The 14319-nt window shown below is 64.4% G+C and carries 15 protein-coding genes and 1 pseudogene; 10 read left to right on the forward strand and 6 right to left on the reverse strand.

Features of this window, described 5'->3' with window-relative positions; all coding sequences use genetic code 11:
* The first annotated feature begins 857 nt into the window (after positions 1–857).
* Both AC3WJU_RS13745 and AC3WJU_RS13750 read left to right on the forward strand, forming a co-directional pair.
* On the forward strand, positions 858–1919 hold the full coding sequence (locus AC3WJU_RS13745; protein WP_492260105.1) for a glycosyltransferase family 4 protein: 1062 nt from the start codon (positions 858–860) through the stop codon (positions 1917–1919).
* A gap of 401 nt (positions 1920–2320) precedes the next feature.
* Positions 2321–2560: a hypothetical protein gene (locus tag AC3WJU_RS13750; RefSeq protein WP_306962748.1), complete on the forward strand. Its 240-nt coding sequence runs from the start codon at positions 2321–2323 to the stop codon at positions 2558–2560.
* Between the two features lie 121 nt (positions 2561–2681).
* Here AC3WJU_RS13750 and AC3WJU_RS13755 read toward each other — a convergent pair whose 3' ends face one another.
* Together AC3WJU_RS13755 and AC3WJU_RS13760 are read right to left on the reverse strand one after the other, a co-directional pair.
* Positions 2682–2894 carry a hypothetical protein gene (locus tag AC3WJU_RS13755; RefSeq protein ID WP_284989390.1) on the reverse strand — a complete coding sequence of 71 codons (213 nt, stop codon included), beginning with the start codon at positions 2892–2894 and terminating at the stop codon, positions 2682–2684.
* 173 nt (positions 2895–3067) lie between these two features.
* Positions 3068–3313: a DUF6480 family protein gene (locus AC3WJU_RS13760; RefSeq protein ID WP_492260106.1), complete on the reverse strand. Its 246-nt coding sequence runs from the start codon at positions 3311–3313 to the stop codon at positions 3068–3070.
* Between the two features lie 596 nt (positions 3314–3909).
* On the opposite strand from AC3WJU_RS13760, the gene AC3WJU_RS13765 reads away from it, so the two are divergent.
* The 4 genes from AC3WJU_RS13765 to AC3WJU_RS13780 are packed head-to-tail and all read left to right on the forward strand — an operon-like array spanning position 3910 to position 7340.
* On the forward strand, positions 3910–4668 hold the full coding sequence (locus AC3WJU_RS13765) for a histidine phosphatase family protein (RefSeq protein WP_284989400.1): 759 nt from the start codon (positions 3910–3912) through the stop codon (positions 4666–4668).
* Complete coding sequence (locus AC3WJU_RS13770) at positions 4652–5563, forward strand: NAD(P)H-hydrate dehydratase (RefSeq protein WP_306962751.1); 912 nt, start codon at positions 4652–4654, stop codon at positions 5561–5563. Before AC3WJU_RS13765 ends, AC3WJU_RS13770 begins: the two co-directional genes overlap by 17 nt.
* Positions 5564–5575: 12 nt before the next feature.
* Positions 5576–5896 (forward strand): aminotransferase class I/II-fold pyridoxal phosphate-dependent enzyme, encoded by a 321-nt coding sequence (locus AC3WJU_RS13775; RefSeq protein ID WP_306962753.1) that lies wholly within the window; start codon positions 5576–5578, stop codon positions 5894–5896.
* Positions 5838–7340: an aminotransferase class I/II-fold pyridoxal phosphate-dependent enzyme gene (locus AC3WJU_RS13780; RefSeq protein WP_492260107.1), complete on the forward strand. Its 1503-nt coding sequence runs from the start codon at positions 5838–5840 to the stop codon at positions 7338–7340. Before AC3WJU_RS13775 ends, AC3WJU_RS13780 begins: the two co-directional genes overlap by 59 nt.
* A 143-nt stretch (positions 7341–7483) precedes the next feature.
* Here AC3WJU_RS13780 and AC3WJU_RS13785 read toward each other — a convergent pair whose 3' ends face one another.
* Positions 7484–7699, reverse strand: coding sequence for a helix-turn-helix domain-containing protein (locus AC3WJU_RS13785; protein WP_284989387.1), 216 nt, complete (start codon positions 7697–7699; stop codon positions 7484–7486).
* Between the two features lie 514 nt (positions 7700–8213).
* Between AC3WJU_RS13785 and AC3WJU_RS13790 the strand changes: the two genes are divergently transcribed.
* Complete coding sequence (locus AC3WJU_RS13790) at positions 8214–8639, forward strand: YybH family protein (protein ID WP_059387857.1); 426 nt, start codon at positions 8214–8216, stop codon at positions 8637–8639.
* A gap of 264 nt (positions 8640–8903) precedes the next feature.
* Here the strand turns inward: AC3WJU_RS13790 and AC3WJU_RS13795 are convergent.
* A pseudogene (locus tag AC3WJU_RS13795) lies at positions 8904–9109 on the reverse strand (SDR family oxidoreductase); the annotation flags it as partial.
* Positions 9110–9248: 139 nt separating this feature from the next.
* Between AC3WJU_RS13795 and AC3WJU_RS13800 the strand changes: the two are divergent.
* Genes AC3WJU_RS13800 through AC3WJU_RS13810 form a run of 3 tightly spaced genes read left to right on the forward strand, consistent with a single transcriptional unit; the run spans position 9249 to position 11687 of the window.
* Positions 9249–10274, forward strand: a complete 1026-nt coding sequence (locus AC3WJU_RS13800) for a LacI family DNA-binding transcriptional regulator (protein WP_492260108.1) — start codon at positions 9249–9251, stop codon at positions 10272–10274.
* Positions 10275–10309: 35 nt separating this feature from the next.
* Positions 10310–11311 carry an aldo/keto reductase family protein gene (locus tag AC3WJU_RS13805; RefSeq protein WP_492260109.1) on the forward strand — a complete coding sequence of 334 codons (1002 nt, stop codon included), beginning with the start codon at positions 10310–10312 and terminating at the stop codon, positions 11309–11311.
* A 37-nt stretch (positions 11312–11348) separates the two neighbouring features.
* Positions 11349–11687, forward strand: a complete 339-nt coding sequence (locus AC3WJU_RS13810; RefSeq protein ID WP_306962763.1) for a putative quinol monooxygenase — start codon at positions 11349–11351, stop codon at positions 11685–11687.
* A gap of 93 nt (positions 11688–11780) precedes the next feature.
* On the opposite strand, the gene AC3WJU_RS13815 is transcribed toward AC3WJU_RS13810, so the two are convergent.
* Together AC3WJU_RS13815 and AC3WJU_RS13820 are read right to left on the reverse strand one after the other, a co-directional pair.
* Positions 11781–12629, reverse strand: coding sequence for a DUF427 domain-containing protein (locus AC3WJU_RS13815; RefSeq protein ID WP_492260110.1), 849 nt, complete (start codon positions 12627–12629; stop codon positions 11781–11783).
* A 114-nt stretch (positions 12630–12743) separates the two neighbouring features.
* The gene (locus AC3WJU_RS13820) at positions 12744–14288 is read right to left on the reverse strand and encodes a polysaccharide deacetylase family protein (protein ID WP_492260111.1); all 1545 of its coding nucleotides are present in this window, start codon (positions 14286–14288) and stop codon (positions 12744–12746) included.
* Between the last annotated feature and the right edge of the window lie 31 nt (positions 14289–14319).

Here is a 14319-nt window from a genome sequence, read left to right on the forward strand (position 1 = left end):
CTCGAAGCCGACAACCGGCGCCTCGAGGCGGAACTCAGGTCCGCGAACGCTACCCGGGACACCGCCCGGCCCCGGTCATGATGAGCATGCAATAACGGAGAGGGCGTCGCGCCCCATGCTGTCTCCATGGTGGTCCCTCGCTGAACCTCGGGAGCAAAAGGACCCGGTCCGGTTCCGGGAACGTGATAAGGGTACGAACGGTGAACGGTGAACGCTAAACGGTGAAGAACGGGGGTCGGACACCGCCGCGGTTGGGCGGTCAGCCCGTGGCTACCGGTGAACCGGAAACAGGCCTGTTTGCTCGACCGCGGCCCGCCGTGAAGGACGATGCGATCAAAACCTCGCGCGAGACAGACGCGGCCCAAGCGTAGGGGTTCCCGTCGACGGATTCCCGCATGGTGGCCATCACTGCCTTTTCTTCCATCAAGGAGGGGGCCAGCCGGCCGACTCTCGCCCAGGTCTGGTCACTTGGGGACGAATGCCACGGCCCCGTCGGGCGAAGACAGCGAGGCTCGGCCGCCTCGTTGCCCTGATGGCCGATGGTGGTCCCTCGGCCGGTCTCGGTCATTGAAGCCGAAGAAAGACGGTCTGGAACATCCCGCCCGAAAGACAGGACAGTCCTCCCCAATCGACGGATGGACCGGTCTGGCCGATGATCCTGCTGGCGGTGACGGACGCTCTATGAGCCCACCGGAAATGAGAAGCAATTATGGCTGCCTACTCCGCAGTAGCACTTGTCCTATGTGTATCTCCGAGGTAATAGTCAGTGCAGAGGTTAGGCAGAGGCCTTCGGATAGTTTGGCGTGCCGGTGCGGAGAGAGAGTCCGGGCCGTGCTTTCCTGGAAGGCTGGCAAGAAATGCGGATAGGACTGGTTGCAGGACCATGGATTCCCGTTCCCCCGGTGACCTATGGCGGCACCGAACGGGTCGTGGACCTGCTGGCGCGGGGGTTTGCCGAGGCTGGGCATGAGGTGTTGTTGGCAGCGTCCTCGGACAGCCGGTGCCCCGTCCGCCGGGTGCCGGGGATGAGAACCTCGAACCCGAAGGAACTTGGCTTCACGCTCTCCGAGCTCAGCCACGTGGTCAGGGCTTACGAGGGGCTCGGGGAGGTGGACATCATCCATGACCACACGCTGGCCGGCACCCTGTACCGCGGGCGACCGCCGGGTGTGCCCGTGGTGACGACGATCCACGGCCTACTCACCCCGGCGGCCCAGGAGGTTTACCGGGCGATCGGAAGAAGCGCCTCAATCATCGCGATCTCCCGGGATCAGGCTTCGCGGTCGCCCGGTGTGCCGGTCTGTGCAGTGATCCACCACGGCATCGATCTCTCCTCCGTGCCCGTAGGCACCGGCCAAGGCGGCTACCTTTGTTTCGTGGGGCGGATGAGCCCGGACAAGGGGGTCCTCGAAGCCATCAAGATCGCCCGTCAGGCGGGGGTGCCGCTTCGTATCGCGGCCAAGATGCGCGCACCGGAGGAGATCAAGTACTTCGAGGAAGTCATCAAACCGATCCTCGGTTCCAACGAGGACTTCATGGGCGAAGCTGACGACGCCGAGAAATACCACCTCATGGGCGAAGCGCTCGCGTTCCTCAACCCGATCCATTGGGCCGAGCCCTTCGGTCTGGTCATGATTGAAGCTCTCGCCACCGGGACACCGGTGTTGGGAACGCCGTTCGGTTCGGCGCCGGAGATCGTAGCCCATGGAGTAACCGGTTACCTTGCCTCCATCGAGGATCTCGCGGCCATGATCCCGGCGGCAGCCGGCCTGAGCCGTGCGCAGTGCCGAGCCCAGGTGGAGCAGCAATTCAGCGCGGAGCGTATGGTGGCTGACCATTTGCGGCTGTTCGCCGAGCTCATCGAGGAGCAGAGCGGGGGCCGGGTTCCGGAGTCGGTCCCATCGAGCCAAAGTCTATAAGTCAACCGGTTCTCCGGCTATGATAATCCTTTGCCGTACTTGTCCCTGGCGCCGCCGTCGCGCCGTGAGCTAAGGAGTCCTTCCCCACGACGCCTTGGAACGCCGACACCGCGCCCCAGCGTCCCGATGCTTTCGAGGCTACGTCCGTGGACCGGGCCAAATGGCCGGACGACAGCCCGCTGGTGGTCCGGCAGTTACGTCATATCGGCCCCAGCCTCCCGGACGACATTACGCTGGAGAATTTTTCCCGCGGAACCCGTGGACTGCACCATCGAGCTGTCGTGGACGCGACCTGGCGATGACCGGGCCCGCCGCGGCCGGCTATGTCCTGGCCAGCCACCCCGAAGATCGATTGACGCCAAACCGGGTCATCGCCTCAAGGTTCACGATGATCCGGCGACGTGGTCCAGATCGCCGACGGCGCTGGCGACGACCATGATGGTGGTGGTGTGGCGGCGGGTTTGTCGTTGCGGTGCTTGGCCATGATTTCTTTTGTCCCTGGCGATGAGCACGGTGACGATGAGGAACCGGGTGGTCGCGATTCCGTTGATGATCGCACTGAGGATCAGCAGCCTGATGGGGTTGGTGGCGAAGAAGCTGATGATGACGCCGCCGAAGTCCCCACGCCGAGAAGCTCGTAGAAAATTGCGCGCCTCGCTCGGGCGATGGTCGAATCAGTCGGCGGACCGTAAGAGCCGGCCGGCACGGGACGATTCCCCGGCTCCGGATTTTCCGCAGGCATGAAAACGGCCGGCGGGACGATTACGGGCGGCGAACCAGAAACCTGGCCCTGGCCACTCCGCCGACGCTCGTGCGCTGGCTGTGGTCGTCTTCGAGCTCCAGTGTCACTGTCTTGCCCTTCCTGGACACGGAGATAACCATGAACGGCGAACCGTTAAGCTCCACGCGGTCTCCCTGCCGTATCCGCTTCAAGGGCGCCGTTCCCTTAAGTCGGGACTGAACGGGGATGGCCATTGCGGGCTCCTCACTCACTGGGGCGTTTTCAAGAACACTACGCCGACTGCTTCCCGTTACTGATGGTCAGCGGGAACGCCGCCAGCCTCAGGCCTGCTCAATCAGCATACTTACTAACGAAGTCGGCTTCGAACCGGGTGAAATCCACTGCCGGTTGAACGATCCCCGGATTTCTATTCGTCGTGCCCCTGGTCGCCGCTCATCTGGTCCTCTGCAGGCGGGGTCTCGCCTGGCGGCACCCCGCTGCCGGGCTCCAGTCCCGTGGTGTTTCCCTCGCGGGGATCCGGGTTGGCCGACGCGGCGGGGTTCCGGTCCGTGTCATCATCCCTGGCGTGCCTTGGCTGGTCCGTGCCGGCTGGCCGGTCAGCGCTGGGCGCTCGGAACGTCCCCAGGTCGTCTTCTGGGTCATGGCTGGTCATGACTTGTCCCTTTCGTTAGCATCTTCGGTATTTTCGGTGATCAGGGTTCTTGAACCCCTCCATGCGGTGGTGGCCGATGTACGTGCTTTCGCCGTGGTCCGGGAGGGGGCACCGTGTCTGTTTCGGCCGGAGTAGTCCTGCGGTTGAGGTTCGAGCCGGCCACCCGGATACAAGGTCCTGGGATCCAGGAAAGTCCGGGCGGCCGACCATCTGATTTCCAAGGGCCGGCGCAAGATCTTCGTCAAGATACGTTGCGCTCGATTCCGCGCTGCGGAAGAGCCGGTCGGTCTGCTGGTCACCGACGGGGAAGGTGCTTTGTGCCATCTCTGTTCCTCCATCGGGTTGTCGGGGGAATCACCCGGTTCCCTGTGCATAGCCGGGACAGTTGAAGTGTGCTGGGTCTCTAAAACTAAAACCAGCAGGCGGAGAGCACGAGACCATCAGCATGCTTATCTTTAGGTGAGCTCGGCCTGGATTCTCGCCGGACGGACCGTCTATGGCCATTCCTGCGAGTGGTCGGTATCGTGTGGCGATCGGGGCGACATCGAAGCAGTCCGGGCCCTGTCTCGACGAAGGAGATTCTTGTGAGCGAAAGCATGCGGGCCCCATCCGGCCATGGAGCGGTCGAGCTGATGCTGGTGCGTCACGGTGAGAGCCTGGGGAACGTGGCCGCATCGGCGGCCGGGGTGTCCGGCGCGGAAGTGATTGAGGTCCCGGCTCGGGATGCCGACGTCGACCTATCCCCGCTCGGTTACGAGCAGGCCAGTGCCTTAGGTGATTCGTTCAACAGGCTGCCATCGTCGCGGTGCCCGGACGTGGTCTGGTGCTCCCCGTACGCTAGGGCGCGCCGTACCGCCGAAATTATCGTTGGGACGGCGGGCTGGACTGTGCCGCTCCTCGTGGATGAGCGGCTCAGAGACCGCGAGCTCGGCATTCTGGACATGCTGACCACCAAGGGCGTGGAGCTCAGGCTGCCCGAGGAGGCCCGTCGTCGCAGATGGTTAGGGAAGTTCTACTACAGGCCTCCTGGTGGCGAGTCCTGGACCGACGTCGTGCTGAGGCTTCGGAGCTTTCTTTCTGATCTTGAACGACTTTCCGGCGGAGAGCGGGTCCTCGTGGTCGGCCATGACGCCGTGATCCTGCTGTTCCGTTACCTTCTCGAAGGCCTTTCCGAAAAGGAGCTCCTGGATCTTGCCGGCACAACCACCATTTTAAACGCTTCCCTCACGCGGTATGTCCGCGTCGATGGTCACGGCCCCTGGATGCTGGAGAGCTTCAACGTCGCAGACCATCTTACGGAGCAAGGAGTTACCCTCACCGAGCACGGAAGCGACGCCGATGTCCGTCCGCGGTGATCTTCCAGCTATCCCGGTGACCCCCACCCTTCTGCGGAACTGGCCCCTGCCGCCGACGGGTTCGGGCAAGCTCGAGCGAGGAACCGTGTTGGTCATCGGCGGTAGCCGCAAAACACCCGGGGCCGTCCTCCTCGCCGGCACCGCGGCGCTTCGTGCCGGCGCGGGCCGCCTCACCCTTGCCGTTGCTGAATCCACGGCCGTGGCGTTGGCGGTGGCCGTGCCTGAGGCGGGAGTCATCGGCCTGCCCGAAACATCCTCCGGCTCCGTCCGCTCGACCGCCCACGAGGCGTTGCAGCCGGAACTGGAGGCAGCCGACGCAGTGCTGATCGGGCCGGGCCTTGATGACCCGGACGAAACGGCCCAACTACTGCGGAACCTTTCCGGCAAGGGGCGGATACGCGAGGACCAGGCCATCGTCCTCGACGCTTACGCACTGGGGATCCTGAAGCAACTCTTGCCCGATATCCAGCCTTGGGCCGGGCACCTCATTCTGACTCCGAACCCGACCGAATTGGGTCTTCTCCTCGGGCGGGATCCTGAAGACATCCGCAACGACGTCGCCGAAGTCTCCGGCATGTATCATGCGGTGGTCAGCTGCCAGGGCGTCATTGCCCAATCCCGGAACACCGACCCGCCGGAAACCGGATCCACTACTTGCTGGGAGATCACCACCGGTTCCGGAGGACTTGGCACTTCCGGCAGCGGAGACGTCCTGGCCGGAACCATCGCCGGACTCCGGGCCCGCGGAACAACGGATGCGCAGGCAGCCTGCTGGGGATCGCACCTGCACGCGGCAGCCGGCGACAGACTGGCCAGCCGGAAAGGAAGCCCCGGATACCTCGCCCGTGAACTTGCCGACGAACTACCGCCCCTCATGATGGAACTGAACACGTGATAGAACGGGACCATGGACCAAAACGAAGCACCCTTAGTAAATGCTTTGGCCGAGTATCACCGCTTGGATCGCTACAGTTTCACTCCGCCGGTTCATCGCCAAGGCCGGGGCGCCGATCCGCGGGTGCTGGAGGTTCTGGGAGCGCAGGCTTTCCGTTCAGACGTGTTGGACTCCGCAGGATTGGATGACCGCTCGTCGTCGGGCGGTTACCTGAAGAAGGCCGAACAGCTCATGGCGGAGGCTGTAGGAGCGGAACAGGCGTTCTTTTCCACCTGTGGCAGCTCCCTTTCCGTCAAGGCGGCAATCCTCGCCGTCGCAGCCGGAAAAGGGTGAACTTCTCATCAGTCGGGACGCCCACAAGTCGATTGTCGCCGGCCTGATCTTCTCCGGTATCCAGTCGCGTTGGATCCGGCCCCGCTGGGATCCAAAGTTGCATCTGGCGCACCCTCCTTCCCCTGCCGATGTGGAGGAGATGTGGGACCGCTACCCGGAGGCGGCGGGCTGCCTGATTGTTAGCCCGACCCCGTATGGAACATGTGCGGATATTGCTGCCATTGCGAAAATCTGCCACGCCCGCGGCAAGCCCTTGGTCGTCGCTGAGGCTTGGGGTGCGCATTTGCCTTTCCATGATGACCTGCCCACGTGGGCGATGAATCCCCGCGCGGATATCTACGTCGTCAGCGTGCACAAGATGGGTGCCGGGTTCGAGCAGGGTTCGGTGCACCACCTGCAGGGCGACCGTGTGGACCCGGCGCATCTGTCCGCTTGCGCGGACCTTCTGATGACAACCAGCCCGAACGCGATCCTGTATTCAGCGATCGACGGATGGCGCCGCCAAATGGTCCAGCACGGAAGCGAGCTGCTCGGAAACGCCCTGGCACTTGCCCGCAAGCTCCGTGCCGACATCGACGCACTCGCTGGAATCCATGTGTTGGAAGACGAATTGCTGGCCGTGGAGTCCTCCCACGACCTTGACAGGATGCAGATCCTTATGGACCTTTCCGGGCCCGGCATCAGCGGATACCAGGCGGCGGACTGGCTCCGGGAAAACTGCCGGATCGATATGGGGCTCAGCGACCACCGGCGGATCATGGCCACGCTTTCAATGGCCGACGACGACGTCGCGGCGTCAAGGCTGATGGACGCCCTTGGGCCACTCATCGGCGCCGCGCCCACAATTGCTCCTGCAGCGCCTGTGGACCTGCCCGCCCCGCACGAACTCGAACTGGAGACCGTTGTCCTGCCGTGGGACGCGTTTTTCGGGCCGGCCGAGGATATCCCCACCCGCGACGCAATCGGGCGCGTGGCGGCCGAGCAGATCACGCCCTACCCGCCTGGGATTCCCGCGATCGTCCCCGGCGAACGGACGAGGCTCGCCTATACAAGTACTACCGCACAGAAAGGATGCGTACTTACGCTGAGGCTGTTGACGGGGACGGCGACAGAGATCCGGCCAAACCGGACACACCCTCGACTATTGACCAAGGCGCCGGACGTCCCAGACTGCACCGCTACATGGGAACAGACAAGAACCGCGGAGATGAATCCCTCGCCGAGGAACTGCGCAAGGAGAACGGCGACAGGGATGATGGGGCCTGACCCAGGCACAGGCGTAGGGTGGCGGCACCAGGACGCATGCGGCGGCCGACGGCTCACCTCGAAGGCCCTAAGGATGTTCGTCTTCCCTCCCGCTGCCATTGGATGTCGGCGTCGTTCTGATACGGGGACCTACGCTGGGCATGAGGGGCTGGAGCGCAACTTGGGGAACCGGGCGTGATTCAAAAATTCGCGAGGAAATAAGCGACGTAGGAGCGCCGAACGAAATTTCGAGTCACGTGCGGCGCATCGCGCCCTGGTTGCGCGCAGGCGCCGCCCAGCGATGATGTGGTGTCAGAACGACAAACAGGAAAGATGCAGGGTCTAGTCTTCCAGGTGCGAGGACAACCACGAGTTGAAGTCGCTCCGGCTGATCCGTAGATGTCGGCCGATCCGATAGGCGCGGGGACCGAGGTGCTTCACCCGCCACTGGTAGAACGTCCGCTCGGGTATGTGCAACTCGGCACAAATGTCCCTCGGGCTCAGCCACTGTTCTTCGGCAGCTTCCAGTGTTTCGCTGCGTTCTGGCGTCGTTGTCATGAGTGTCCCCGTCGTGTCCACGGTTGGTCGCCGGCGGAAGCGCCAGCTGTGTTCCTACTTCATGGAGGCGCGAGAAGGAGACCGCATGACCGGGCGGGTGAAGCTCGTCGCAAGAGAATCCTGTAGCACGCCGCCTGGAAAAGCCGATTCGCCCACCGTTTACCCACCGGAAACAACGAAGCGCAACGGAAAATGTTGAGCCCTCAAATTGCCCATTTGGCCCATTCTGCCGCGGAATCTAGGCATTTTTAGCATCCACCGAATACTGATGAAAAACGCGAAATTATTCTCCTAAGGTCCTCGGTTCAAGTCCGAGTAGCCCTACCTGAAAAGTGCCCCTGACCTGCGGAAACGCTGGGAAGGGGCACTCTCGTTTTGGAGTTCTCAGGTAGCCATCCGGTCGGAATCACTCCCGACTCCGACCGAAAGCCTCCAACAGGGACGTGGGTCATCCTTGAATCCAGCCCTTGTGTGACTAGCGACGCTGGTGTATCTATCAGATCGGAGGGCAGTCATGGACATTGGGCGGGTAATCGAGCAATACCACTCGGGACTACACGTATTTGCCGAGGGCGATCCGGAGCCCATCAAGGCAATGTACGCGCGGAGCGAGGACGTGCTTCTAGCGAATCCCTTCGGCGGCTCTTCGCGCGGCTGGGATGCGGTTTCACAGGCGCTGGACTTCGCTTCATCAAACTTCCGCGATGGCAGGCCAGTTCGGTTTGAGGAAGTTTCGCGTTACGTCGGCGCAGATCTTGTCACGCTGTTCGAGCACGAGCACTGGGAGACCAAGGTGGGCGGTCGCGACGAACCGTCGCCCTTCGACTTGCGCGTTACGACCACTTTTCGGTTGGAAGGCGACGGATGGCAAGTGGTCAGTCGCCACGCCGACCCGTTGATGGCACGGCATCCCGACGGACCGATCCGCCCCACGAAGTGAGTTTTGCGATCCACGAAGGCGCAGCCGCGCCGCGCGTGAGGATCTGATCGGACTGTTCCCGCCGATGCTTTGATTCGCGGGCCAGGACGCGACCAACGAATCCGACTTTCGTTGACGAGGCTAAGGGACCTTCGGTTTCCGGGACCGATACGGCTGGACCAACGATGCAGCACCAGGGCGATAGCTCGGCCCCGGCCACACGGCCGTCGGCGTGCCCCCGCAGCTGAAAAGCCGGGGGGCCCACCTTTTGGTGTCTGTGAACGATCAGGAGACCTGGAGGCCGCCGTTGATGTCGTACGTTGCTGCGGTGATGTAGCCCGCGTCCGCACCGAGGAGGAAACTCATCAGTGCGGCTACTTCTTCGCGGGTGCCCACGCGGCCCATCATGATCCCCTGGGACATTTCCGATTTGCGTTCCTCGGTGAGGGTGCCGCCCATGATGTCAGAATGGGCGCAGGTCCGGGGTCAATAGTGGAAATTGGGCAACAGTTTGGTCCTCCAGGCCGGATGAGGTGGCATGCCGCCCTCTGCCGCCCTCTGTTGACTTACCGTTGACTTATCGTTCGCAAGCGCTTGCGAACCAATCTTTGCGGACGTTAGGCTGATCACATGACTGTTTCCGTCCAGGCTGTCGCCGACCGCGCTGGCGTCTCGATTTCCACGGTGTCCCGAGCCCTGCGCGGGGTCCCCGGCATTTCGGAGACAACGCGCAAGCGTGTGCGGGATGCCGCCGTGGAGTTGGGGTATGTCGCGTCGCCGAGTGCGTCCCGCCTCGCGACGGGGCGCACGCGCACCGTCGCCGTCGTCGTCCCTCTTCTCACGAAGTGGTTTTTCGCCGAGGTTATTGCTGCCGCCGGGCGGGTGCTGAGCCGCGAAGGCTATGACGTCCTGTTGACTGAGCTGTCCACCGTCGAGCTGCGGGCCGGCTTCTTCGCGAGCCCGCGCCTGCACGGGCGCTCCGATGGTGCGCTCGTCGTAGCCATTCAACTCGGGTCGGAGGAGCTCGCGTCGCTCGAGGCGCAGGGGCAGGTCCTCGCGCTTGTCGGTTCGGAGAGTGCAGGCGCGTCCTCCGTCCGGGTGGAGGACCGGATCGGCGGACGCGCCGCGGCGCGTCATCTGATCAATCTCGGTCATGAGCGCATCGCCTTCGTCGGCCTGCGTGCCGGTCCAGGTTCGACCCTCGGGGGCGTGCCGCCGGCCGAGCGGCTCCTCGGCTACCGAGAGGCACTGGCCGAGGCGGGCTTTCCCCCGGATCCGGGCCTTGAGCACGTCGTAGAGAACACGGTCGACGCCGGTGCGGCCGCCATGGCCGCACTGCTCACCGCGGAGGAACCGCCGACGGCGCTCGTCGCGGCGTCGGACGAGATCGCCTTCGGGGCAATGGCCACGCTCCGCGGGGCCGGGCTCAGCGTCCCGGACGATTTCTCCATCGTCGGCTACGACAACCACGAGCTCGCGGGCGTCGTGGGTCTCACGACGATGGACCACGGCGTCGCCGAGCAAGGTCGCCTCGCAGCCGAAGCGCTGGTTGCGGCCCTGGCGGGGGCCCCGGCCGCCGTCGGGCGCATCGAGCCCCGTCTCGTGGTGCGCGGCTCGACCGCACCGCCCCGCCGCCTCCGGGCGGGCTCCCGCTGACCTTTCACAATCCACCCAAACGAACAAGGAATCCCATGGAATACCGCAAGCTCGGAAACTCCGGCATGTACGTCAGCGAGATCGCGTACGGCAACTGGACCACGCACGGCGAACAGATCGACCAGGAAGCGGCCACGGCCTGCGTCCGGACGGCCCTGGAGCTCGGGATCACGACCTTCGACACCGCCGACGCTTACGCGGGCACGCGCGCCGAGACCGCCCTCGGCGAGGCCCTCGACGGTGTCCGGCGTGAAGGCCTGGAGATCTTTACCAAGGTCTACTTCCCGATCGGCCAGCCCGGCAAGAACGATCGGGGCCTGTCCCGCAAGCACATCATGGAGTCCATCAACGGCTCCCTGCGCCGCCTCCGGACCGACTACGTGGACCTGTACCAGGCCCACCGCTACGACTACGAAACCCCGCTCGAAGAGACCATGCAGGCGTTCGCGGACATCGTGCGTGCCGGCAAGGCGCACTACATCGGCGTCTCCGAATGGACCCCGGAGGAGATCCGCAGGGGCGCCGCCCTCGCCAAGGAGCTCGGTATCCACCTCGTCTCGAACCAGCCCCAGTACAACATGCTCTGGCGCGTTATCGAGCCGGAAGTCGTTCCGCTGAGCGAAGAACTCGGCCTGAGCCAGATCGTCTGGTCCCCGCTCGCCCAGGGCGTCCTGACCGGCAAGTACGCCCCGGGCGCCGCGGCTCCCACGGCGTCGCGCTTCACCTCCGACGGCGGCGCGTTCAAGACCGAGCACCGCTACATGCAGCAACGTGTGCTCGAAGCTGTCCAGGCCTTGCGCCCGCTCGCGAACCAGGCTGGCCTGTCAATGGCCGCGTTCGCTGTGGCCTGGGTCCTGCAGAACACGAACGTCTCCGCCGCCATCGTGGGAGCCTCCCGGCCCGAGCAGCTCAAGGACAACGCGACCGCCGCCGGCGTCGTCCTGGACCCCGGGCTTCTCGCCAAGGCCGACGAGGTCCTCGGCGACCTCATCGAGCGCGACCCGGCCAAGGTCGAGTCCTTCCTCGAACGCCCCTGAATCAACGCCCCGCATCGACTTCTTCAAGGAATCCCCAGTGATCTTCATCGTCGTCAAATTCAAGACCAAGCCCGAATTCACCGCGCAATGGCCGGAGATCGTGGCCGACTTCACCGCCGCGACACGTGCCGAGGAGGGCAACCTCTGGTTCGAGTGGTCTCGCTCCCTCGATGACCCCTCCACGTACGTGCTGGTCGAAGCCTTCCAGGACGGCGCCGCCGAAGCGCACGTCAACGCCCCGCACTTCGCCGCGGGCCTGACGGCCATGCAGCCCGCCCTCGCCGAGACCCCGAAGATCATCAGCCGCCAGCTCGACGGCGCCGGCTGGGACAGCATGGGCGAACTCCGGGTCGACACGGTCGGCGCAGGGCTGTGAACCGGCGCGCTATCGGCGCCGTTCCGGTCAGCGCCATCGGTCTGGGCGCCATGCCTATGTCGATCGAGGGCCGTCCGGAAAATATCCTCTCCGTCATTCCCGCCGGTCCTGCGGCCGGGACCACGGCGTCACCGGCCGGGCCTGCAGGAGGCCGTCGACGGTCAGGTCCACCCTTTCATTGAAGAAGCTCAGCAGTCCGTGGATCTGCGCGGCGTCGCGGAAACGCGTGTCGTAGCTCCAGGCCACATTCCTGCCGTCCTCGCTGCCGGGGTAGCTCCAGTAACGGGCTTCGCCCTTGTAGGGGCACACGGTCCTCTTGGGGCTCTCCTCCATGAGGTCGAGCCGCACGTCCCCGGGCGGGATGTAGTAGCGGACGGGAAGCAGTGTCTCGTACAGGAGTTGCGCACCGTTCGTTTTGGCGAGCGTGACGCCGTCGAGGGAGACCTCCACGGTCAGGGAGGAGGCCCGGATGTCCACGCGGTGGAAGGGGTCGCGGGGGTGGCCGATGATCTCCTCGTCGTCTTCGCGCCATTGAAAGGAGGCGAAATCCAACACGACATACCCGGCAAGGTCGGGGTCGTCCGGACGGAACGCTGCCCCTGGCGCCGTCGTCGTCCCTGTCACGACGTCGAGTTGTTCGCCGGGGGTGGTGTGCCGGCCGAACCCGGTGCGCGGATCCAGCGACGTCGGTGAGCCTGCCGACAGCCTGACGCCGAGCTCCGGGACATCGGCCGCAGGGCCGCCGGCTCTGAGCTCTGCCAGCAGTTCGGCCTGCGGCACCGCATAAATCGGGGTAATGCGCTTCGGCTCCCAGACCAGCCACGCGTGCAGGGTGTCGACGACAGTGTTCCCGCCCAGGGTCGCGCGGATTCGTTTGGCGGTGGGTTCGTAGCGCAGCTCCGGGAAGGTCCCGAGGATCACTCCGGATAGTTTGGTGGCCATGCTTCAAGCGTGAGCGCAGGGCCATGCGGGGTCAATGTCCTCGTGAGCCGATGGTAGAGGAGTTCACTGCCAGCCAGTTCACGCCGCCGTCAAGCTAAGCCGGGACGCCGAAAATCAGGGGCCGACATCGTACATTTCGTAGTCGTCGGTGGTGATGGTGCCATTGGCCTGGATGTTCAGGCCCCAACTGATCCCCGAGGCGCCGGCCGGCAGGGGAGGCGTGGTCCAGGTGATTTGGGTCCAGTTCGCCGCGGCCAGGACCAACGGGCTCGCGGTCCAGTACTTCCAATACCCGTTACCGACGCGGTAATAGAGTTCAAACTGGGTTGGCGCGGTGGATTTGAACCAGGCCTTCAGCTGATATCGATGTCCGGGTGTCCCGGTCGGCGAGCAACCGCCCAGGTCCAGGGCGGGAAGAAGTTTCGCGTCCCCTGACGAACGCCCGGTCAGCGTGAGTTGTTCGGCGTAGGCGCCGGTGTGGCCGGGCGAGACGACGGCGAAGGCGGGGGTGTTGGTCCCGTACCCGCCTGCGGCCCAGCACAGCGGAATCGTGTTGACCAGGGTCTCCAAGCCGGGGTTTTGAATCATGTTCGTCCCCGGAGGGGGTGGCGGAGGTACGGCAGGACCCTGAACAGCGGGCTGCTGGGTCCCGCCGATGACCTGGTCCACAGTCTTAACGGCGACGGTACCGGCGGTCTTTTGCTGTGCCAGCCAGGTGGCGAACTGGTTGAACAAGGCCGGGGTGATCGTCAGCGTGGGGTCCGTGCCGACGGCGATGTGGTGGAAGGTCAGTTGGACCCATCCGCCGCCGGTCGTTTGGGCGTGTGTCACCTGGTTCTCCAGATTCTGCAGGGTCCAGGTGCTGTCCACCTCATCCGGTGCCGCAGTGACGTAGGGATTCGCCGGCGGGATGGTGTCTGCCGCGGGAAGCGTCGCCGAGGCCGGGTCCTTGCTGGAAGTGTCGCCCAGGCCGCGGGCGCTGTTGAATCCGCACTGTTTCACCAGGGCCTCCGTGGCGGGATCTTCGGAAGCGAAGGGATAGGCGAAGCTGGTGACTTTGAAGCCCATGTTCATCAGTGCCACGCGCCCGTTGCAGATCTGCCGTGTCGACTCGGCGGGGGTCAGGGACACAAGATCCGGGTGGGTGACGGTGTGGCCGCCGATTTCATTGCCGTCGGCGGCGATCTGCTGGAGGTTGGCAGTGGTCAGGTAGGTGGGCTGGTCGATCCACCCGGTGGTGATGAAAAACGTGCCGACCAGGCCCAGGCTCCTGAGCGTGGCTTCGGCCGTCAACTGGTCCGCGTTGCCGTCATCGAACGTCAGCGAGACCACCGTGTTTGCCGCGGCATGCGCCGGTGCGGCGAACCCCACTCCGGCCAGCAGGCCGGCAACAATCAGCGCCGTGCTGCCAAAAGCGGTCCAGCGTTTGCGAAAGTGGTTAACGATCCGGATTCCGGAGACGCCGGGCCCTGCGCGGCTCTTGAGCGGCGATACAGTTGCCCCCTGTTGCTTATCCGTGGCACCCATGGTCAACTCCTCCCCAGCCTGGGCAATGCACCAGACGCCGAGTGATCCTTCGTTGATTTCCAAGAAGGTGCCGCTCGAAGAGGGAGTCCGATCTGGGTTCCGGCGGGCGGCACCCGGTTGTGATTTGCTCACACACGCGTACTTTCGAGGCTACGGCCAACAG

The organism is Arthrobacter sp. FW306-1B-F12A (assembly GCF_058781865.1).